Below are 23,091 nucleotides of genomic sequence, written 5' to 3'. Positions count from 1 at the left end.
CTTTAGGGTTCAACAATATATTTTCTCATATCGCAAAAGTAAGTACTATAAATGAAAAGCTCCCCTTCTAATGTTTTATAGAAGGGGAACTTTTAAACAGTGACCGGACGATATGTTTTTTTCAGAGGTATCATTTGTTATTTCCCTTCTTTTTCCTGGTAAACAGAGGGCAAAACACCAAATTCATCCTTGAAATAACGACTGAAATATTTAGGGTTATTAAAGCCTACTTCGAAGGCTACCTCAGATACATGAAGCTGGCTTTCACGCAATAATTGCGCTGCCCGTTTCAAGCGGATCACGCGGATAAACTCAATCGGTGTCTTTCCTGTGATCTGGAGTAATTTCTTATACAGATGCACACGGCTCATACCCAGTTCCCGGCTAAGCTCCTCTACCGAGAGTTCGGTACGCGACATATTATCTTCCACATACTTGATTGCTTTCTCTATCAATTTCTCATCCAATGAAGTAATGACAATCTCACTGGGGGCAGGGTCAATCATTCCCTGGGTGACACGATGATAGCGGCTTAATTCTATCAGTTTACGGATACGCAACACAAGAATAGTCATATTGAACGGCTTCGTTACATAATCGTCCGCTCCTGTCTGCAATCCTTCCAGCTTCGCTTCGGTATTCTGCCGTGCTGTCAGCAAAATCACAGGGATATGCGCTGTGCGCTTATCCTGCTTTATCAGACGGCACAACTCATTACCATCCATTTGAGGCATCATCACATCACTGATAACCAGATCGGGCAATTCTTCCTGCATCATCTCCCATGCTTCCTTACCACTCACAGCCAGTTTGACACGATACTGCAATTCCAGACTATAACGCATAAAGATACGGAAGTCTTCATTATCATCTACTATCAGCAACAATGGGAAATCCTTACGTTCCGTTTCCTCTCTGGTTTCCTCTTTTATCTCCTTATCTTCTTCCTCCCCGGCCGGTATACCTGTCTCTGACGGCAATTGCACCTGTGTCTCTACATGCTTTACCGGAAACTGAATAACGAAAACGGAGCCTGTTCCTATATTATCAAAGACCTTCACTTCTCCTTCATGCAGAGTTACAAAGTCACGTACCAAACTCAAGCCGATACCATTTCCGGTAGTTTCCTCTACCCCTTTATGACCCGCCTGATAGAAACGTTCGAAGATATGTTTCTTATCCACCTCACTAATTCCTATTCCAGTATCAGCAATCTTGATCTCCAGCATATCAGGAGTTCCTGCCACATGCTCTATCATCACCGTCACCCGTCCTCCTTCGGGAGTAAACTTAAAGGCATTGGAAAGCAGATTCATGACAATCTTTCCCACCTTGTCAGCATCAAAAGCCATCGAGAATGTATCTATCCCCGAGAAGAAAGAGAACTGAATATGTTTCTTATCCGCCATCAACAGGAAAGAGTTGCAAACACTATGCACATACGAGATAATATCTCCTTCCGACAGAGACAACTGATGAGTGCTCATCTCCCCTTTACGGAAATCGAGCAGTTGATTGACCAAGTGCAACAACCGCTGCGCATTGCGATGCATCAACTGCAAACGTGTACTTTGCAATTCATCGGTTGTTTCTTTCAGCATACCCTCCAAAGGAGAAATAATCAATGTAAGCGGTGTACGCAATTCATGGCTGACGTTCGTGAAGAAACGGAATTTCATATTATTGATTTCTTCGTTCTTCGCCACCTCGCTTTCTATCTGCTGAAGATGAAACTTCTCACGTTCACGTTTCAGCATCCGGTAGCGTGCCAGAAAAAGCACGACCACCAAACCGATGGCATACAACAAATAGGCCCACCATGACATCCAGAAAGGAGGATTGACTACAATACCCAGCGTCGCTTCCTTCACGCCGACATAACCGTCACTATTTACCGCTTTCACTCTCAAAACATACTTTCCCGGTGCAAGATTTGTAAAAGTCACATTGTGTACTCCTAACGGTAAGGTTAGCCAGTCATTATTAAACCCCTCCAACTTATACATGTATTGAGTTTTCTCCGGTAAATTATAGTTATCCGAAGCAAAAGATACACTGAAAATGTTCTGCTTATAATCAAACTCGACATTTTCTACATCGTTCAATTCCTTTTCTATCAACACTCTTCCACCATACGACTGTCCCACCTTTATCGGCTCATCAAACAGCGAAAGACCTGTAAACATCACAGTAGGCAGCATTTTATTATAGCGTATATGATCCGGAGCAAAAACATTTACCCCATATAAACCTCCAATGGCAATGATTCCATTGTGCAAGGTTTTGATAGAACGCTGGTTAAAATCACAATTCTGCAATCCATCCTCACTATTATAAGCCCTGGAATCAAAAAGGTAACTCCCTTTTCCGTCCGAAGCTACTGTCACCCGGATTACCTTCCTACTGGTCGAGACCCACATATTACGCTCCTGATCTTCCGTAATCGCAGCAATAAAGCTTCCTTTGGCCTCTGCAACAGGAGATAAATCAAGAAACAGATGGCGTCTTATATCATATACATTCAATCCCTCACGTGTAGCAATCCATATCAGTCCCCGGCTATCCTTGTACACATGATTAACCGCATCGTTCGACATTTTCATGCTACCGCTCTGACCTTGAACTTTTTTTATTTCACGAGTACGCATATCCATCATACCTACTCCCTGATTAGCAGTTCCGAAAAATAATGTATTATCATCTCCCCAACACAAAGAGGTAACATTATTTTCCAGCAGAGCCGAGTTATTACTCGTATAAGTTTCAAAAGTACCGGACAACGGTTCCAAACATTGTAAACCACCTCCTAAGGAAGCAATCCAGATCCTCCCCTTATCATCTTCCACCAATGCCCAAACATTATTACTTGCCAGAGCATTTCCGGCACCCTCCTTATAAGAACGTACCTGGGAACCATCCATACAATACAGCCCTCCATTAAATGTTCCGACCCATAGTTTGCCGTCTTTTGACTTTAGCATAGACACGACCGGATTCGGCAACTGTCCTTCGGCATCTCTCCAGAAAGGTTCCGCCTTTCCTGTTGAACGGTTCCACAAAAGAATCCCATGGTCATTCGTTCCCAGCCACAATTTATTTTCATCTGCCTGCTCTATGCAGGTAATATCTCCCCATTCATACATATTGAACTTAAAGATACTTTCACTATAATAAGATACTCCTTTCTTATAAGTTCCCACCCACATGATACCATCTCTATCAGCATATAAGTCATAAATTGTATTATGAGGCAAACTCCGTCCATTGTCATCATGGGCAACAAGAGAAGTCACTTTTCCAGTTTCTTTCTCAAGCACATCTATACCGTCATAATCCTTTCCAACCCAGATTCTGCCTTCTATATCCTGTGCCACCGTATGAATGATTACGTCCGGACGTGACGACCAAATACCAGTCAAGTCTGTCCGCCAACTTTTTGTTCCGCAGTCATACACCCAGATTCCCATAAGACTATATGCCCAGATACAATTGTCTCTGTCTACAAAGAGCGAAAGCTCTATCTTCTTCCCTTCCGGAATATATTTTTTGATTTCATCAGACTGCCATTTTACTGCTAATGTGGAACGATCCAGGCAAACAAGTAGTCCTGTATTATAAATCAACAAGATCCCGTCACTACATTCTGCCATTTGTGTTACTCCATATTCCGGTAACGAATGTTCCATATACGAGAAGAAAAGTCTTTTTCCGCCTTCCTTGTAACAGTAACATCCCTCACCTGCCACACTAAGCCAGGTATTCCCTTCCCGGTCTACAAAAACCTGTTCCGGAACTCCCCATGATTCGAGAGTCTTCATAAATCCGGTAACATCAGTGATGAAGCAATCCCGTTCCTTGTCAAACAAGACATATCCCCGGGCAGTATTTATCCAAAACCGTCCATCAGGCATTTCTACAATATCAGTGATATAATTATCCGGCAAAGATCCCGGCTCGTCCTCGGCATGCTGGTAAACCTTAAAAGTATATCCATCATAGCGGTTCAATCCGGCAGTCGTGCCAAACCACATGAACCCGTCACGATCCTTATAAATAGTATTTACAGAATTATTAGACAATCCGTCCGATACTTCCAGATGCTTGAACAGATAGGATTGTGCAGACACAATCCATGAAGTGAAAAGTAAAGCTAACAATAAAAGGCTCTTTCTTATCATGTTTTTCAGATTTGTACAAAGGAAATAAAATATTATCAAACAGCCAAGAAAAAGAGTCTGCGGATTATTTGGCGAAATCAACCAACCCGCCAAGAAAAAGACAGTCTGAACGGAGATTCCCGTACAGACCGTCTTTATGGTTTATTGATACTCAATAGAAACAACAGAACAACTCTTATCCGGACTATTCTGTCGCGAGTCCCTCTATCAGAGCGTTATACTCCAATTTGTCATAAATGTCCAACGTATTGCGATTCAAAACACCGTCCCCACGATCCCAATAGAATGGAACCAGTCCATGAGCACGCGCCTGACGCACTACACATCTGTCGAACGCCGCACGCGACAGGTCATGTCCTCTTTGGGCTTCTTCATCCTGCAATTGACGACGGATAGCCGCAAACTCACCGATGAGTACCGGAATATTCTGTTCTACAAACCGGGTCTTCAGCTTCTGAAATTGAGCTTTCATGTATTCCTCTCCGCCAATATTGTCCCAACGACCTTCGTAATTGCCAACAGCATACCCGCGATTCTCTTCTCCCCAGAAATAGAAAGCCTTTCCCCAACTCTCGTCTTTCTCCATTCCGCAGAATTGCCACGAACTGTAATAATGCACTTCAACAATCATACGCCCGTCCGTCGGGTCTTCGGGCAACTGCCCCATCCATTGGATAGTTTTGTCAATATCCGTAGCAGGTCCCTGTACTATGAGATTACGATACACATTTTTCCCTCCCGTAGCGCGAACGGCATCTACAAATGTCTGTTCATACTGTAGCAGTACTGTCATATCATCGGCATCCTCAACATTCGGTTCGTTGCAGCCAGCAAAAATCAGATGCTCGTCATAATTTCTAAAGAAAGTAGCAATCTGACGCCACAAAGCCCGTTGCTTTTGGTCTACAGCTTTATTATAGCCGTTTGGTATATCATTCTCCAACCACCCACCATCCCAATGGATATTAAGAATAACATACAGTTCGTTATCCACACAATAGTCTACTACTTCTTTCACACGGTTGAGCCACGACGCCTGTATCTCATAGCTTCCATCACTTGCCAGATAATCATTCCAAGCACAAGGAATGCGTACCGCACTAAATCCAAGTTCCTTTATTTTGGTAATCATGGCTTTGGTAGTAGCCGGATTTCCCCAAGCAGTTTCTCCACCGGTAGCTTCCAGCGAATTACCCAGATTCCATCCAATCGCGATTTCCTTCATCAATTCCATCGCATTCTTCTCCATGCCTGTCATATCTGCTTCCGGTATCGAAGAAACCTGTTGAATCACGGTAACCGATTCTATAAGGTCATTCAGCATGAATGTGATGACGGCTGTACGAACTTCATTACCAACGTTGGGATCGGCGGTAAATGTCTCCACCTTTTCAGTCAGAGCACGTGAGGAGTTATGATGAAGCCATCCGGCATCGATCGTTATCTCATAATCTCCGGATGCCTGCATCTTAATAGAAAAGTTTTCTCCTTCACCGGCAACTGTCACTTCGTGTGTTTCCCCCACTAAAAGATCACTGGCAAGCTGACTCACCTGTACCACCTCATTCATTTCACTTCCTGTCACCTTAATCGTAGTCGAACGGGATTCTGTATCAGGATTAGCAGTTACACTAACCAAATACTTGCCAGTCTTTTTTGAGTCCGATTCCTGCCGGGTGATGCTGCACCACTCCGGCGAATCCGACACTACTTCATAAGACACATTTGATTGTATATAGAGTAAAGTCTCGCTTCCACTCTTACCGAAAGTCAGTTCTTGCTTTGAGACTGTGATGAAAGGAGTTTCCGCTACTTCATCTTCCGTACAGGAAATAAGCAAAACACCTGCCAAACAGAAAATATAATAAGTCCAAAGGCTACAAATCTTATTCATACTCATTCAATTACAAGATTCTTAAAGTATCTATAGTAACGTTCACTTTATCCGGTTCTGCAATGTCACTGAACATATCAATGATATCAATCACAAATACGATTACACCGTTATATGCCGCTTCTGGTTTAATGTTGATAGTATAAGTACCGTTGCCTTTCACTTTTACATCACTCGTACCCGAATAACTAGGCCACCAACCACTTGCCGTACACATCAGACCTGCATTATATTCCTTGGTGGCCGCATCGCCACTCAGTCCGCTAATAGTGAAAGTCAGTTCCATTGAATAGTCGAACACAATGCTTGCCGGATCAACCGGAGATGCAGACGCTGTCTGACCATATTGATTGTACAGTTCGATACGGAAATTATTCTTATCGTTCTCCAGATGTCCCCACACCAATTTATTGTTGTCAACAGTAATAGTGGTTGCCTCCGGTTCTGTGCTTCCCCCGGCATTGGGCACAAAATGATAAGCCTGGTATTCATCCTTTTCAGAGCTGCGTGCACCAAGCCACATACCCATCACCGATCCTCCTACACTCTCAATACTTAAGATACGGAGTTGGTTGTTAGCATCTGCTCCAAACATAATATCACCACCTCCGATGTGATAGGCAGGCAAAGGTAAGCTGAAGGTGTAAACACCTTTTTTATCCAAACTGTAGGTTCCATCCGAAGAAGTACCATCGGGCAAAATAAGGGAATATGTCATCGTACTTGAATTCAAAGTCAAAGCAAGTTTCTCCAATCCGCTGACCGGAGCTGCCCAATCAGGATAGTTACCGGCCGTAAAGTTATTCATCAGGCTACCATCCAGATTTGCCCAGTCGAACGGAACATCAGGCGACATCGTCCATTTGATTTCTGTGGTCACGACTTCTGATACCATGTCTTCCCATCCGTCAGGCAATACCGGTTCCGGATCGGGTTTATCTTCAGGCACATAATTGTCGGCATATTCTTTTGAAACAAAGTTCCATATCAACCACCAGGGTCCTTCACTATTGTCACGCATCACCCCGATTCGCAGATGATTTTCATCCAGTTCGAGCAACTTCAGATTCCGGTTCCAGTTCGTACTTCTGTCCGACCATGAAGGCGTGTGCAACAGTTCACAGTCAGTAAACGTGATGGTATGATCGTCCACATTGAGCATAAATGTACCTACGGTTGTGCTCTGTGAAGAAGAATTATAAACTGTCACGTTCGCTCCGCCAGTCAGACCGAAAGTCATCGTACTCTCCCAAATGGCATCATCTCCCGAATGACCGACGCCCGGATCCCAATTGGCACTCCAGTTGTTCCACTCTACGGTCGTGCTCGGATCAGCATAAGTCACTTCACCCGCAGCAAAGCCATACGAGCCGTTATCGAAAACCCAAACCTTCTCATTGTTGACCCCTCCCGACAAATAAGTCCACAAAGCATCATTCACAAATTCGGCACAGAAACTGTCGATGGAAAACTTTGCAGCGGGACCATACACTATTCCGGCTCGTGTCTGTACACCGAACTTCACGCTATACTCCCCCTCAAACGGCATCTGCAACTTAACTTCCGCACTCTGACTCCGCCCTTGCGGATGTTCCCAACATACCTGATAACTTGAAGGCATCAGACTTTTCAGATAAACAATATTCGGATTCACCGCATCATGCGTGATCGAAAAAGCAATTCCTTCAGCCAGATCATCCGAAACGATATCCTGACTTCCCAATTCATAAGTTTCGGGAGTACATGCCGACAACAATGTGACGAGCGTTGCCAGCAATGCTATATATAACTTTGATACAATCTTATTCATAACTTCCATTTTTTAATACCAACCTACATTCTGTTTCAAAACGCCATTCGAAAGTGTAATCTGATTATTCGGAATCTGAGAAAAACCTCGCTTGCCGGTAATATTCGAAACTGTAATGCTTACATCCTCGGGATTTCCCCCGCTGACAACCGACGTAGTGCCTGCAATCTGCGAAGCGGCATAATCCACACCCTGACGCAGCAGGTCCCAGTAACGCTGTCCTTCAAAAGCAAACTCCAGCATACGCTCCTTTATTATATTTTCTTTTGTGACCGCAACTTCCCGATAATCACCTGAAACCGACAAGTTTCCCTTACCATCATTCACCGTATAAGCACGCTGACGTACTTGATTGAGATATGCCTGTGCGCTCGGACTTCCTAATTCAGCAGCCATCAACAACACATCAGCATAGCGCATCACAATGAAATCCTGATATTGTGAAATCTGGAAATCGCCTTTGCCTAAACTGGAAACTTCATCAACAATCGACCATGCACCGGACTTTTCATCTTTGACCCATTTCGACATCGGAGTATACTTCTTTACCGTATATCCGGTGTATTCACGCTGGTCGGCATATGATTTTGCATATTCCGAATCATCGGCGATACCTTCACTATCCAGATTGATGATAGAAGCTTCACGACGTGCATCACCTGCACCATAGACAGTCCACATTTTGGGATTGACCGTACATCCTCCCCATCCTTTTCCGTAAGGTGCATGATTCAAATAACTACGTATTCCCATATAAACCAGCCAGCGGTTTCCATCATTATTTCCGTCATAGTCTTGCGTATAATTAAATTTCTGTGCCAATACCACCTCCTTATTACCTTTTCCGGCATAGGTTGTAGTCTGTGTATAATCACCTGTCGCCGCATTTCGGCTCCATGAAGTGGAAGCAGCCGGCCACAAGTTTTTGAATTCTTCAACCAGCCCGTAGCCTTCGGTCTCCGCAACAGAGATAAAATCTTCCAATCCCTGCAATACCGAAGCTTTGGTGACACCTTCTACCTGAGGTTCTTTACCGTAATAGCCTGTATAAAACAAGTAAACGCGAGCTAACAGCGCTTCAGCAGCAAACTTGGTTATATGACCGTCATTCGAAGCAGCTGCACTTTTAGGGTATGCACCTGCCGGAATATTATCCGCAGCAAACTTAAGATCGCTAAAGATAAGATTGTACACCTCTTCCGGGTTGGCCTGTGCACGGTTCTCATTCACAGGTTCAGTGAATAAGGGAATATTTTCCCAAAGGCGGACCATATCGAAATAACACAAGGCGCGTAAGGCACGACATTCACCCATATAAGTATTTCTCGTCTGGTCACTTGTCCAGGATATCTGACCTTCATGAGCCAGAAGTTCATTACATCGATACACTGCTGCATAATAGTTGGTCCATTCCGTTTCCAGCAAGTTCATATCGGAAGGAGATTGCGTAGCATCGAAGCGATCTATCACCTGATAGTTGCGGGCGTCAGTATTTCCCATACCGGCAAAGCACTCGTCCGCCATGATTTGCGAAGCAAAATAAAAAGCACATGCCTGACTGGACGTAGTACACTGCCAGCCATCATAACACCCTATCAATGCTCGCCACGCATCACTCTCAGTCCGGTAGAAGTTACCGGTAGTAGATTCTTTCTTCGATTCCACATCCAGAAAGCCTGCCGTACATCCCGTAAGTGACATCACGGCTAGTCCCATTCCCACTATATATAATTTCATATTATTCATATTCTCTGATTTTTTTAAGGTTATAAATTAGAACTTCAGATTGACACCAACGAGGAATGTACGCGGACGAGGATAATACCCCAAGTCGATACCCGATACCCAGTCGGAGGTTCCGTAACCAATTTCGGGATCCATGCCATCATATTTGGTGAAAGTAAACGCATTCTGTACCTGAATATACAAACGGGCCTGACTGATAGCTTTGAGTTTAATCAGCTTGGCAAAGTCGTAGCCTAAGGTGATGTTACTAATACGCAGGTAATCACCATCTTGCAGATAAAGATCAGAGAACTGCCAGTTGATATTAGTATCCGTCACACGAGGCATCCGGTTGGAGGTTCCTTCTCCGGTCCAGCGGTTCAGGATGGCAGTCGTATAGTTAGCCTTGCTATTGGCATGATTACGGTACGATTGCACAATCTGATTGCCAGCGGCTCCATAGGCTACCAATGAGAAATCAAAATTCTTGTAGTTAAATCCGACATTGAATCCGTAGGTAAAATCGGGAGTGCCATTGCCCAAATCCACCTTATCGTTATCGTCGATAATTCCATCCTGATTCTGGTCTACGTAGATAACGTCACCCGCTTGTGCGTCGGCCTGCAGGATGCCATGCTTTCCGTCGGCATTCCAGTTGGCAATCTGTTCTTTGTTCTGAAAGATACCGGCAGTTTCGTATCCCCAGAAGTAACCGATAGCATGACCATTCTGTGCACGGTAGAACTCCGGTGTATTATCATACAACATATTGATTTTGCCGTGAATGATACCATCTTCAGTAGGAATATTCCCTACCTTATTCTTGTTATATGCACCGTTCACACCAATATTATAATTGAAATCTTTACCTGCTTGGTCATTCCAGGTTAAAGCCAGTTCAAAACCTGTATTCTTCACATCGCCGCCGTTGATAAAAGGTGCACCCGTTCCTGCCGTAGCCAGAATAGGAGCTTCCACCAGCCAATCTTTAGTTGTCTTGATATAGAAATCGGCGGTCAAACTCAAACGGCTTTTTAAGAAACGTGCATCAATACCTATATTGGTCTGTTCCGAGGTTTCCCAAGTTACGTTCTCATTGGCCAGACGGCTAGGATACGCCCCCCAGTAACCGGACTGTGCCGGAGCACCATCAGTTGTTCCGAAGATGTAATGGGTATTAGAAGAGGTGATAGGAGCCGTATACTGGTAATTATCGATGTTCTGATTGCCGACCTGCCCCCAACTTGCACGCAACTTCAGATAATCAAGCCAATTCTGAGTATTCTCCATGAACTTTTCATTTGAGAGAGTCCATCCTGCAGATATAGATGGAAATACACCGTAACGGTTGCCACGTGCAAACTTCGATGAGCCATCAGCACGCAAGGTGGCATTCAGCATATAAGTTTCTTTCCAGTTCCATCCGAAACGTCCAAAATAAGAAACGGAGCGACTTTCATCATGCGGATATCCATCGACAGACATTCCGTCGTCGGCGCTCGAAGCTGTACCATTACCTACATAGGCATGATCCCAGTCGTCAAAGCCTTCTCTCAATGCACCGGTTTTGGCCTGCAGGTAAGTACCGGAATAGCGATATACTTCCATTCCGACTAAAGCATTGAATGCATGTTTGCCGCATGTCCAGTCATAAGCAGCCGTATTGGTCCAAGTCATTCCTAAAGAATGATTCATATTTTGGGTGGCTGATGTACGAGTCGTATTATAAGTATAAATTGAGAATTGATAAAGCGGATTGAAACTACGATATTCCGAAGAACCGTACACCGCCCCGAATACGCTTCTCAACTTCAAGTTCCTGACCGGTTGCAGTTCGGCATATACATTGCCGGAGAATGTTGCCGTCTTGTTCTTGTTGTTGCTGTTGGTCATCATCAAGCCGTAAGGATTGCCGTCACCGTTATACCAATCGGAGTTCGATGTATCGTTATAAGAAGAATCATAAACATTGTTATCGCTATAGATTGGAGCAAGCGGCGAAGTGGCAAATGCGCCGCGCAAAGTATTGTTATATTGGTCGGATACTGAAATACCATTGTTCATTTTGTATACGAAGCTGACCTGCTCGCCCACTTTCAGCAAATCCGAATCCTTGAATATCTTATGCTCGGAATTGACGCGGAAGTTGTAACGTTCATAGTTCGAAACGTCCTTACCGCCCACTACTCCTTCCTGACTCATATATCCCAACGATAAGGCATAAGTGGAAGTCTTCGAACCTCCGGTGATACCCAATGTATAACTCTGCGTCCTGGTATTGTCTTTAAACATCGAGTCTACCCAATCAGTGTCGTGTACATTTCCATTGGCATCATAAATACTCCGGAACGAACTCCAGTTGTAAGGCGCATTTCCGGAATTAACAGCCTGCTCGTCCATAATGGTCATGTATTCCTTCGCATTCAGCATATTTATCTTACGTGCCACAGTCTGCACACCATAATAGGCATCAAAAGAAATTTGCGCCTTTCCTTCCTTGCCCGATTTTGTGGTAATCAACACTACACCATTGGCAGCCTGTGCACCATAAATAGCTGCCGAAGCTGCATCCTTTAATATATCGATACTTTCTATATCAGCAGGATTCAAAGTGGAAATATCGCCGCCCACACCATCAATAAGATACAGCGGACTGGAATTTCCGACAGTACCCAGACCACGAATACTGACTTTCATATCCGAGCCCGGCTGACCGGAAGTGGAAGAAATGTTCACCCCAGGTGTCTGTCCTTGCATACCTTGCAAAGGGCTATTGGTGTTCATCTTGGCAAGACTCTCACCCTTCACCTGCACCGTTGCACCGGTCACCAGTTTCTTTTTCTGCACACCATAACCCACCACCACTACTTCATCAAGGATTTCGGTGTCTTCCTTTAATATTACATTGAGCGATTTCTGACCCGTCACAACGATTTCCTGCGTAACGTATCCTATATAAGAGAAGACTAAAGTCTGGCCGGATACCACATTCAGCTTGAAATTTCCGTCCATATCGGTTATCGTTCCATTGGCTGTCTCCTTCACCAAGACACTGACCCCCACCAGAGGCAACTCATCAGTAGCCGAGATAACTACACCACTGACAGTTGAAGTTTGTGAAGGAGCAGCCTTCACAGCCATTATCGGCAAACATAATAGAATGATTACCGAAAAGCTAAAGAGATGCACAAATGTGCATTTTCTAAAAAAGTGTTTACTCATGGTATATTGTTTAATAGTTAATTTAAAACATATTGTTTTCTACACTGCAAAATTATATATTCGGTATGTAACTTCGCTTCTGTAATGTTATTCATATAGGGAGCGTTTTGGAAACGATGGGGTGAATTTGTTTTATAAAGGGGATTCATTTGTTTTCTTCCTATTTTCCTTTATACTTAAAGCACCCAAAATCAGCGCACATCTCTGATTCTTTAGAGGCTGATACAGCATAAAGTCCCAAGACGACTCCGGTAAATCCACCTGCTGTTTCAGTGCTTAGATAACGAGTATTCATCTTACCCAAATCATGATATATTCCATTCACTTTATAACCGAAATAATAGTAATTGATATCCGACTTCACCACCAGCTCCACTTCACCACTGGTTGGCAAGGAAACCTCTTTGGCATAATGAGTAATCTCTCCCAGTTTATACCGCAAACCAACAGAACGTTTCTGATCCTTATCCTGACGGACAAATAAATCATAGTGAGAATGAAACTCCATAAAAACGGAAAGTCCCGCTTCATCATTTGCTTCCGCTTTATGCAAGACTACCGGAGCGGATGCTTCCATATCAAAGTGTTCCTGTCGCAAGGCGGCAAAGGTAGGACTTTTCCAGTCACTTAGCGTAACAGGAGTCGCTATCAAACGAAGTTTGCCATCTTTGGTAAAAATATAATTCTTCGCTTCCGGATTTTGCAGATGAATCCATTCGGGAGAAAGTTTTCCTTCTTTAAAGCCTATCCGTTCCGGTCTGCCTTTCATTTCCTGTTGAGGCAGAGTGGTTACATCCATCTCCAAAGAAATAGTTCCGTTGGCATTGACCACAGGCCAGGCATTCTTATCCCAACGCACCGGAGCCAGATACGTTTCACGTCCCAATGTATGATGAGTTCCCGGCATAATTCTGTATGCCAGGCACACCATCCACCAAGAACCATCGGTGCCTTCCACCAGGTCAGCATGCCCTGTTCCCTGAATCGGACTGGATTGTCCCGACTCATTGGCATGGGTCAGAATAGGATTTGCCGGATTTCCCTGATAAGGACCGTCTATGTAACGACTGCGGGCAATGGTTACTTTATGTCCCAATTCCGTACCGCCCTCTGAAATCAGCAGATAGTACCAGCCGTCTTTCTTATAAATGTGCGGACCTTCGGCATATCTGCCCCCGGTACCGTTCCATATTCGTTTGGAAGAAGAAAGCTGTCTGCCTGTCAGGGGATCAATCTCACACAGGTTGATGTACCCATCCGGATTGCTGACCATAAAACATTTGCCGTCTTCAAAATAAAGCGAAGGATCAATGCCTCCTTGTTCGAGCCAGACAGGTTCCGACCATTCACTACGGGGATCAGTAGTATGCACCAGGAAATTCCCTTTACCGGAAACATTAGTCGTAATCATGTAAAACACTCCATCATTGTAACGAATGGTAGGAGCAAAAATACCGCTTCCCGAATTGGCATTAGTCAGATCAAGCTGGGACAGACGAGTCAGACAGTTTCCTATCTGCTCCCAATGCACAAGGTCTTTGCTATGAAACAAAGGCACTCCGGGGAAATATTGAAAGCTGCTGTTGACTAAATAATAATCATCCCCTGCCTTGCAAACACTCGGATCGGGATGGAAACCGGGAATTACAGGATTACTGTAACCTTGAGCCGATGATTTGCATACAGAACAAAGCGAGATGAAAATAAGGAATAAAGCGTTTCGCATATAATATAATTTAAGAGTTAAACATCTTTTGCCGGCCGACGATACAAAAGTAGATGTTTTCCCTCAAGGAGACATGGTATTTCGTTTACACCCGGTCTGCCAAATGTTTTCCCCATACGCACAGAATGTATCTTATTGGGGCATCATATGTATTCAATTGTATTTCGCCCTTTCGAGTGACTGCAAATCTTTCTACATTTGTGGTAGATTTTAAGTCTCACTCTAAAAATATCAACTCATGAAAAGCATTAAGAAAATGGTATTAGTATCAGCCTTTGCCGGTACCTGCCTTACAACTCACGCGCAGGCTACCCCTCCCGCCATCCCAACCGATCCGGCTATTGAAGCTAACATCCGGAAATGGCTTCAAAAAATGACTCTCGAACAGAAGATCGGTCAGATGTGTGAAATCACCATTGATGTGGTGTCTGACCTTGAAACCAGCCGTGAGAAAGGATTCTGTCTAAGCGAGGCGATGCTCGACACGGTTATCGGTAAATATAAGGTAGGCTCACTACTGAATGTCCCTCTGGGAGTAGCACAGAAGAAGGAGAAGTGGGCGGAAGCCATCAAGCAGATACAGGAGAAATCAATGAAAGAAATCGGTATCCCGTGCATCTATGGAGTAGACCAGATTCATGGAACGACCTACACGCTGGACGGAACGATGTTTCCGCAAGGCATCAACATGGGAGCCACTTTCAACCGGGAACTGACAAGGAAAAGTGCCGAAATATCTGCCTATGAAACCAAAGCAGGATGCATCCCCTGGACGTTTGCCCCGGTTGTCGATTTAGGTCGTGACCCTCGTTGGGCACGTATGTGGGAGAACTATGGAGAAGATTGTTATGTAAATGCAGAAATGGGCGTGTCGGCCGTAAAGGGATTTCAGGGAGAAGACCCGAACCGCATCGGAGCATACCATGTAGCTGCCTGTATGAAGCACTATATGGGTTACGGTGTACCCGTTTCCGGGAAAGACCGTACTCCTTCTTCCATCTCACGCAGCGATATGCGTGAAAAACACTTCGCTCCTTTCCTGGCTGCCGTGCGTCATGGTGCATTGAGCGTGATGGTGAATTCTGGCGTTGACAACGGCCTGCCTTTTCATGCCAACCGTGAATTACTGACCGAATGGCTGAAAGAAGACTTGAACTGGGACGGTCTGATTGTAACAGACTGGGCGGACATAAACAATCTCTGCACACGGGATCATATTGCTGCCACCAAGAAAGAAGCTATCAAGATTGCCATCAATGCCGGAATCGACATGTCAATGGTTCCTTATGAAGTGAGTTTCTGCGATTATCTGAAAGAGTTGGTTGAAGAAGGAGAGGTATCTATGGAGCGCATCGACGATGCAGTAGCCCGTGTGTTGCGTTTGAAATATCGTCTGGGATTATTCGACAATCCGTATTGGGACATTAAGAAGTATGACAAGTTCGGTTCTAAGGAATTTGCTGCCGTTGCCCTCCAGGCTGCCGAAGAATCGGAAGTGTTATTGAAGAATGACGCACATACCCTGCCGATAGCGAAAGGCAAAAAGATTCTGCTGACCGGGCCGAACGCAAACTCCATGCGTTGCCTGAATGGCGGATGGTCGTATAGCTGGCAGGGACACGTTGCCGATGATTACACGCAGGCATATCATACAATCTACGAGGCTTTGTGTGAGAAATACGGAAAAGAGAATATTATCTACGAACCGGGAGTCACCTATGCTCCTTACAAAAACGATAACTGGTGGGAAGAAAACAAACCGGAAATTGAAAAACCGGTAGCAGCGGCAACACAGGCAGATATTATCATCGCCTGCATTGGCGAGAACTCTTATTGCGAAACTCCCGGTAACCTGACGGATCTTACCTTATCGGAAAATCAGCGCAATCTGGTAAAAGCTCTGGCCGCTACGGGTAAACCTATCGTTTTGGTTCTGAACCAAGGACGTCCGCGTATTATCAATGACATAGAGCCTTTGGCAAAAGCTGTCGTCAACATCATGCTGCCAAGCAATTATGGTGGCGATGCACTTGCTAACTTATTGGCCGGTGATGCCAACTTCAGTGGAAAAATGCCGTTTACTTATCCCCGCCTAATCAACGCTTTGGCAACTTATGACTACAAACCTTGTGAAAATATGGGGCAAATGGGAGGTAACTACAATTATGATTCGGTGATGGATATTCAATGGCCGTTCGGCTTCGGATTAAGCTATACCAATTATAAATATAATAACCTAAAAGTAGACAAACCGACTTTCAATGCCGATGATGAGCTGATATTCACGATTGATGTAACCAATACGGGCAAAGTTGCCGGAAAAGAAAGTGTGTTGTTATTCTCTAAAGATTTGGTGGCAAGCAGTACACCGGACAATATCCGTCTGCGGAACTTTGAAAAGATCTCTTTGAAACCGGGAGAAACAAAGACTGTTACGTTGAAACTAAAAGGAAGCGATTTGGCATTTGTCGGATATGACGGTAAGTGGAGACTGGAAAAAGGAGATTTCAAGATCAAATGCGGTGACCAATGGATTGATATTGTATGCGATCAGACGAAAGTATGGAATACTCCGAATAAAAATACTCTTCATTAATAAGCTTCTTCTCATATATAAAAAATCACTTTTCTCTATCACCTATCACCAACGGCAATCAAACACCTTATTCATCGAGGTTTCCGGCGGTGATAGGTTGTTTTTTAACCTATCACCACATCTGTCACCTATCACCGCAAAAAGCACTACTTTCATCACATTTTTGCAAAGACAACTTGAATAGCTATGACTTAGAGAGCCATTTCTTTCTTTTCTTCACAGGAGCCATCACCAATTTAGTATGCAGTTCTTTGATTTCACATAAATCGAACCTTTCCTGTATATACACATACATGATGACCAAACGAATGAGTTCTTTATTCGGACATGAAAATTCATCTTTAGACAGCCCGTCTATCACTATATTCAATAAACAGAGAGAACACTGCAATTCAGCCTTTGACAATTGGTCTACGCTTTCAATATTTGCAAAGCTAGGCCAGTTTTCTTTCATAAAACTAAGCTTGTCGACGGAGCGTTCTAAATCGTGCTTCATCAGACAGGAACGGGAACAAGTAAAGTTACTCATAACTATCATTTTTAAATTATGTGTTCCCGTTTGCCAATAAAAAAGGCGCGGAAACTATTACTGTACTATCCTGTGAGAGGCTCTGGTGGGCCGTACCCGAATAATAAGCAATAGCTCCACGCCCGTTGAGGTATATAACAAATATATATACAACATGGACGTGGAGACCGATCACTTATTATCTACGGGTGCTAAATTTACCAGATTTCTCACAATAGATAATAAAAACACTATCTCCAATACAAAACAAGCGTATCCTCTCCCGAAGACACGCTACAAATATAACTATATTTTTCAGACAATGCCACAGTTGTCACAGTAAAATAGTTTAATTCTCCCTTGCCCTATATCTATCAAATAGAACAAGGCATATAAATACCTACAACAAGTAGGAATACTTTGCTTTTCTCCCTGATATAGTTTATCTTTGCTACCGATATAGTTCATTCTTCATGGCCGTGGCGAATTCCTACCACGGCTGTGGAAAGATACTACCACAGCCATGACGAGATCTCTCCACGGCCGTGGGAAACTAATGATAAAGGCACCGGAAGATAACTATCCCTATGCCTTAGTCCAAGAATAAAGGCAGGATAACTTATAAAAGCCGCTTGATAGCAAACAAACAACAGCTATATAACACCCTCCCTCTAAGTCCGAAGATGATCGATTAGCTTCGCAACAACAAAAAAAACAATGTCCTTATAGGCTTACAACGATAAATTTAAAATACGTAGTAATGTATAAGGCAAAAACAAGTAAATAATGGCAATACAATTTGAATTGTACAAGACTCCCCGTCCCAAGGATGAGGAAGGTAAGGAAGTGTATCACGCACGTGTAGTCAACTTCCAACACATTGACACAGACTATCTGGCAAAAGAAATCCAGATAGCAACTTCTCTAACTGAAGGGGATGTAAAGTCAGTTCTCGAATCCCTAAGTCATTTTATGGGGGATCGTCTTCGGGAAGGACAAAGCGTCCATCTGGATGGCATCGGTTATTTCCAGATAAAGCTGAATAGTCAAGAACCTATCACTTCGCCCAAACTAAAAGCGAATCAGATAAAACTCAAAGCCAACATCAGCTTTAAAGCGGATGCCAAACTGAAAAGGTCAGTCAGTGTTGTTCATGTGGAGCGAAGTAAACTGAAACCCCATTCGGCTGTCCTTTCAAATGACGAGATAGACAAATTGCTGACAAACTACTTCAAGAGCAACCCTGTATTAACCCGTCGCGACTTTCAAAGATTGTGCGGCTTTACCCCTACCACTGCCGCACGGCAAATCAAACGGCTGAAAGAGGAGGAGAAGAAGTTGAAGAATATCAATACTTATTATAATCCGATTTATGTGCCGATGCCGGGATATTATGGCAAGGCGGAGATAAAAGAGGATGAAGCAAATACTATACAGCAATAAAGTAAAGAGTATGAAAAAAGTGCCCAAGAAGACACTGCCGATCATTTTGCTGACGTCAGCAAAATGGTATTCCTGATAATAAATTTCCCCCAAAAAAATAACCTATTTTATGGTAGAATGAGAGACACCTTGAAGCGAGGTATCTCTCATTATCTATATCACTCATTAATAAGACCTAAATTCAATTATTCTTATTAATCAAATTGATTACTACCTTCACCATCACGTCCTTTTCTTCCGTCCGGCTTTCGGCAATCATCAACGTAAGTGCCACAAGCGTATTGTTTCCAATCAACTTCGAACCATCGGATTTATATAATATACCGTTCTTCTCCAGAAACCAAAGAAACAAGAAAGCGGCAATACGCTTGTTACCGTCACTAAACGAGTGATTCTTTACGACAAGGTAGAAAAGCATTGCGGCTTTTTCTTCAATGCTTGGATAAAGTTCTTCTCCACCGAATGTCTGATAAATGGTGTTGATAGAGCTTTTGAACGACTGATCCTTTTCATTTCCAAACAAATCACTGCTTCCGAACTTTTCCTGCAAAAGGTGAATGGCTTCCATAGCTTCTTCATAGGTGGCACGAAATTCTTCAGTAGGAGTCGTGGAGTCTACTTCCAATTGCTGGTAATCGTATTTATCCAGTGTATCCAGACCGTAAGTATAATCGGTAATCACACGCAAGAGTCCATTAGCCTCATCCAGCGTCAGTTGCTTATGCTCGATGACGTTGGAAAGAAGACGCACGGTGCTCTTCAGGTCTTCCAGTTGAGCAGCTTTGACCTGCTGATTAATGGCGTAACCCTTAATCAGGTAGTCTTTCAGGATTTTGTTCGCCCAGATACGGAATTGGGTGCCGCGCATGGAATTGACCCTATAACCGACAGAAATAATCATATCAAGATTATAATAAATAATGTGACGCTTGATAGTCCGATTCCCTTCCATCTGAACTTGTGCAATTTTTGCACAAGTTGAGTCTTTCTCCAACTCTTCCGACTTATAGATGTTATTAACATGCTTCACTATGGAAGTTCTATCCGTTTGAAACAATTCCGCCATTTGAGCTTGATTGAGCCACACCGTCTCATTCTCCAACTTTACATCAATGGAAGTTTTCCCATCCTTTGTCTGATAAATGACAATTTTTCCTCTATTGTCCATAAAATGCCTCCTTATTTATGCATTGTGTCCGTCCATTACCTTCGTAGCAATGGACGGACACACAAATGTACAACTTTCAAAAAGAAATAAAAATATAGAGCCGTTTTTAATTATTTGCTCTGAAGCGTTACAATAGAACGCGCCGGAATCTGAACTGTTTTTCCACTTTTCACTGTCTTCACCGGAAGCAAATTTTCCCCTTCTTTATCCGAAGTACGATAAATCTGCCATTGCGTATTTCCTACTTTTTCTTTATGAATAGAAAACTCTTTTTCCTCATTGGCATAGTTTATAACGACTATCACATACGTTCCATCTACGTTTTTGTAAGCAGAACACATCAATCCTTGCTGATCGGTATCGCCATCAGGGATGAAAGCGTTTGTTTGATCGAAAGCCGAAACGGATAGCCTGACTGCTCCCGGACGGATAAAACGGCTATAATTTCCTAAAGCCCACATCAATTTAGAATCTTCTACTCTACCATCCAAGAAGTTATCGTCAGTAGTGTACTCGCGAATCAGTCCGTCTTTGTAGTCACCACCAATGGCACGCCACCATTGCCAACTTTCGGCTCTAGCATACACAATGTCATGATGAATGATACGTGCCACATAGAGCGCTGTCTTCATTGTACGGTCGAAACCATTTCCACCACCAATTTCTTCATCATTACCCATGATGCAAGTCTCCGTTTGCCAGAAGCCAACTTGATGTTTATCTAAGGTATCCCGCAACTGGCAGCGGATATTACGTAATTCACTTAACGGAGTCGTTGTCCAATAGCTATGTCCAAGCATCAGGCGGGGAACATTCGGAGTATCTCCTAAATATGTATCTACACTATCCGGACTGAAAAAGGCTTGAATCTGATAACCCCGTTGCCAATCTGTTTCGTGAGTGCGGAACATACAGCGATAATCGGAAGATTCATTCACTAAAATCTGCGTATCCATATTCCGGCTTACAAATTCTTTGCTTAACAAACGGACAGTATGAGCTACTTCTTTGTTGGTTGCCGGACAACCTTCCTGTTTCGGTCCTACCCAATTCCAGTGTCCGTCCGGTTCGTTGAAAGGACAGATGTAATTGAACTTGATGCCATCATGTTTTTCCACTCCCTGTATTACATCTGCCAGAAAACGGACGTACTTTTCATAACAATCCGGCTTCAGATTTGCCGTACCTCCACGACCGGTATTGGTTGCCAATCCGTTCTGTGTATAATGTACGGGAGGCGAGTTCAGGAAAGCCAGGAATTTATTGACTCCCCGTTCCTTTGCCAGTTTCAGAAAATTGCGTTGTCCTTGTTGCTTGTTCCAGTCGTACGTTCCATCTGCATTGAGGAAACACTCGGCTCGCATCCAGGGAGAAGCAATCTGGCTGTGCTCCCCTTGTTCCGCACTACCTGCTCCGACATTGAAACGCCAGAGGGACAGGCCGATACCTTTCGGCTGTCCGTTCGCATCATTCTCCGTACTGAACAGCCAATCGGCTACCTGGTTTTGTTTCTCTTCCGGCCAAAGTCCGATAAACTGCATACTCCAAGCGTCTGAAGCACTGAAATATGCCATCGTTTGACAGGGCTTATCCGTTTCTATCTGATAACTTATATCGGGTACAGATTGAGAACATCCACCCGCCACACATACAAACAGAAAACCTAAAATCGCTACTCTCTTTTTACCTATAATCCTATTCATCTATAATCTTCCATTATTCAAATCATACAATATAATTCCGTCCTGAAACAACCTGACCATCTACCAAAATCAAGAAAGATATTATCAAGGAGTAGGTATTACCTGCTTAATGCTCCCATCTTCATTAAATTCCATACGATCTATACATACTTCACGATGAACACCGGGATCACTTTTCAGATAATTCTTATTGATGCGATGATAAACAATATACCACTTATCAGTGCCGGGAATTTGCAAAACAGCATTATGAGCAGGACCATATATTTCCTTTTCCGGGTTTTGAATCAGCACAACAGGATTATCAGCCACTTTAATCGGTCCCAAAGGTGATGTTGAAGTGCCATAAGCTACATGATAATTGGGAGAGCCAGTATCATCTACCGACCACATAAAATAATAAAGCCCGTTACGATAGAACACATAAGCCGCTTCACGATAAGCATAATCCTGCAAAGTACCTCCTACGGGAGTCATCACTGTGACTGTTTCCTTCTTTATGGAAACCATATCCTCATTCAGCTCCGCACCTGCCATATAACCATTTCCCCAATACAGATAAGACTTCCCCGAAACCGGATCGGTAAACACATCCACATCTATTTGCTGACCGTTTCCGGTGGGTGAATCCGTTACGATGGGACGTCCCAAATCAACAAACGGCCCGGTGGGAGAATCGCTCGTAGCTACTCCGATCTGTTTTCCTCCTCCTGCTTTCGGATGACCGCTGTAGTAAAAGAAGTATTTATATTTTCCTCCTATCAACTTCTCCTCAATACAAGGCGCCCACGCATTACCATCCGCCCAAGGTACTTGGTCTGATTTCAGATCCAGCATTATCCCTTCATCCCTCCAATCCTTTAAGTCAACAGACGAAAAAACGGTAAAATACCAACCACCCCATCCGGGCTGTCCGTCTGTGGTAGAATAGATATAGTATTTCTTAGTCTTGTTGGAATATAAAATTTCAGGATCAGCATGGAAACCTGGCAACACAGGATTACCAGACAACGAGAAAGCGGGCAGCGTCACTGCCAGCATCAAGCCGATTGTAATCAAAGTTCGTTTAATAGGTACTATCATATTTTCATTAGTTGGATAAAAAGGGGAAATATCAG

General features: G+C 43.6%; 12 protein-coding genes. 2 read left to right on the top strand and 10 right to left on the bottom strand.

Features of this window, described 5'->3' with window-relative positions; genetic code table 11:
• Positions 1-137 precede the first annotated feature (137 nt).
• From I2I13_RS03550 to I2I13_RS03525, 6 genes are all read right to left on the bottom strand, one after another.
• Entirely contained in the window at positions 138-4,178 is a 4,041-nt protein-coding gene (locus I2I13_RS03550) for a hybrid sensor histidine kinase/response regulator transcription factor (RefSeq protein WP_195648790.1), read from the bottom strand.
• 184 nt (positions 4,179-4,362) lie between these two features.
• Complete coding sequence (locus I2I13_RS03545; protein ID WP_195648789.1) at positions 4,363-6,072, bottom strand: cellulase family glycosylhydrolase; 1,710 nt, start codon at positions 6,070-6,072, stop codon at positions 4,363-4,365.
• Between the two features lie 10 nt (positions 6,073-6,082).
• Positions 6,083-7,882 (bottom strand): hypothetical protein, encoded by a 1,800-nt coding sequence (locus I2I13_RS03540; RefSeq protein WP_229128556.1) that lies wholly within the window; start codon positions 7,880-7,882, stop codon positions 6,083-6,085.
• A gap of 12 nt (positions 7,883-7,894) precedes the next feature.
• Entirely contained in the window at positions 7,895-9,628 is a 1,734-nt protein-coding gene (locus tag I2I13_RS03535) for a RagB/SusD family nutrient uptake outer membrane protein (RefSeq protein ID WP_195648788.1), read from the bottom strand.
• Between the two features lie 27 nt (positions 9,629-9,655).
• On the bottom strand, positions 9,656-12,748 hold the full coding sequence (locus I2I13_RS03530; protein WP_370540797.1) for a SusC/RagA family TonB-linked outer membrane protein: 3,093 nt from the start codon (positions 12,746-12,748) through the stop codon (positions 9,656-9,658).
• Between the two features lie 241 nt (positions 12,749-12,989).
• Positions 12,990-14,555, bottom strand: a complete 1,566-nt coding sequence (locus I2I13_RS03525) for a glycoside hydrolase family 43 protein (RefSeq protein WP_195648786.1) — start codon at positions 14,553-14,555, stop codon at positions 12,990-12,992.
• 238 nt (positions 14,556-14,793) lie between these two features.
• Here I2I13_RS03525 and I2I13_RS03520 point away from each other — a divergent pair, with 238 nt between their 5' ends.
• A complete protein-coding gene (locus I2I13_RS03520) occupies positions 14,794-17,151 on the top strand; it encodes a glycoside hydrolase family 3 N-terminal domain-containing protein (RefSeq protein WP_195648785.1) in 2,358 nt (785 codons plus the stop codon).
• A 184-nt stretch (positions 17,152-17,335) separates the two neighbouring features.
• On the opposite strand, the gene I2I13_RS03515 is transcribed toward I2I13_RS03520, so the two are convergent.
• On the bottom strand, positions 17,336-17,680 hold the full coding sequence (locus I2I13_RS03515) for a hypothetical protein (RefSeq protein WP_195648784.1): 345 nt from the start codon (positions 17,678-17,680) through the stop codon (positions 17,336-17,338).
• 765 nt (positions 17,681-18,445) lie between these two features.
• On the opposite strand from I2I13_RS03515, the gene I2I13_RS03510 reads away from it, so the two are divergent.
• Positions 18,446-19,102 carry an HU family DNA-binding protein gene (locus I2I13_RS03510; RefSeq protein WP_148366840.1) on the top strand — a complete coding sequence of 219 codons (657 nt, stop codon included), beginning with the start codon at positions 18,446-18,448 and terminating at the stop codon, positions 19,100-19,102.
• A 181-nt stretch (positions 19,103-19,283) separates the two neighbouring features.
• On the opposite strand, the gene rhuM is transcribed toward I2I13_RS03510, so the two are convergent.
• From rhuM to I2I13_RS03495, 3 genes are all read right to left on the bottom strand, one after another.
• Complete coding sequence (gene rhuM / locus I2I13_RS03505) at positions 19,284-20,270, bottom strand: RhuM family protein (protein ID WP_195648783.1); 987 nt, start codon at positions 20,268-20,270, stop codon at positions 19,284-19,286.
• Between the two features lie 110 nt (positions 20,271-20,380).
• Positions 20,381-21,973 carry a glycoside hydrolase family 30 protein gene (locus I2I13_RS03500; RefSeq protein ID WP_195648782.1) on the bottom strand — a complete coding sequence of 531 codons (1,593 nt, stop codon included), beginning with the start codon at positions 21,971-21,973 and terminating at the stop codon, positions 20,381-20,383.
• A gap of 84 nt (positions 21,974-22,057) precedes the next feature.
• Positions 22,058-23,056, bottom strand: a complete 999-nt coding sequence (locus I2I13_RS03495) for a family 43 glycosylhydrolase (RefSeq protein WP_195648781.1) — start codon at positions 23,054-23,056, stop codon at positions 22,058-22,060.
• Positions 23,057-23,091 lie beyond the last annotated feature (35 nt).

Source organism: Bacteroides sp. D55t1_190419_B8, from assembly GCF_015558905.1.
In the GTDB taxonomy this organism is placed as follows: domain Bacteria; phylum Bacteroidota; class Bacteroidia; order Bacteroidales; family Bacteroidaceae; genus Bacteroides; species Bacteroides vicugnae.
This window is presented reverse-complemented; position numbering and strand designations above follow the sequence as displayed.

Bases quoted from the DNA above. Each gene is read 5' to 3' on its own strand.
- I2I13_RS03550 (WP_195648790.1), bottom strand. From the start codon at position 4,178: ATGATAAGAAAGAGCCTTTTATTGTTAGCTTTACTTTTCACTTCATGG.
- I2I13_RS03495 (WP_195648781.1), bottom strand. From the start codon at position 23,056: ATGATAGTACCTATTAAACGAACTTTGATTACAATCGGCTTGATGCTG.
- I2I13_RS03525 (WP_195648786.1), bottom strand. From the start codon at position 14,555: ATGCGAAACGCTTTATTCCTTATTTTCATCTCGCTTTGTTCTGTATGC.
- I2I13_RS03515 (WP_195648784.1), bottom strand. From the start codon at position 17,680: ATGAGTAACTTTACTTGTTCCCGTTCCTGTCTGATGAAGCACGATTTA.
- I2I13_RS03500 (WP_195648782.1), bottom strand. From the start codon at position 21,973: ATGAATAGGATTATAGGTAAAAAGAGAGTAGCGATTTTAGGTTTTCTG.
- I2I13_RS03510 (WP_148366840.1), top strand. From the start codon at position 18,446: ATGGCAATACAATTTGAATTGTACAAGACTCCCCGTCCCAAGGATGAG.
- I2I13_RS03540 (WP_229128556.1), bottom strand. From the start codon at position 7,882: ATGAATAAGATTGTATCAAAGTTATATATAGCATTGCTGGCAACGCTC.
- I2I13_RS03535 (WP_195648788.1), bottom strand. From the start codon at position 9,628: ATGAATAATATGAAATTATATATAGTGGGAATGGGACTAGCCGTGATG.
- I2I13_RS03545 (WP_195648789.1), bottom strand. From the start codon at position 6,072: ATGAATAAGATTTGTAGCCTTTGGACTTATTATATTTTCTGTTTGGCA.
- rhuM (WP_195648783.1), bottom strand. From the start codon at position 20,270: ATGGACAATAGAGGAAAAATTGTCATTTATCAGACAAAGGATGGGAAA.
- I2I13_RS03520 (WP_195648785.1), top strand. From the start codon at position 14,794: ATGAAAAGCATTAAGAAAATGGTATTAGTATCAGCCTTTGCCGGTACC.
- I2I13_RS03530 (WP_370540797.1), bottom strand. From the start codon at position 12,748: ATGGCTGTGAAGGCTGCTCCTTCACAAACTTCAACTGTCAGTGGTGTA.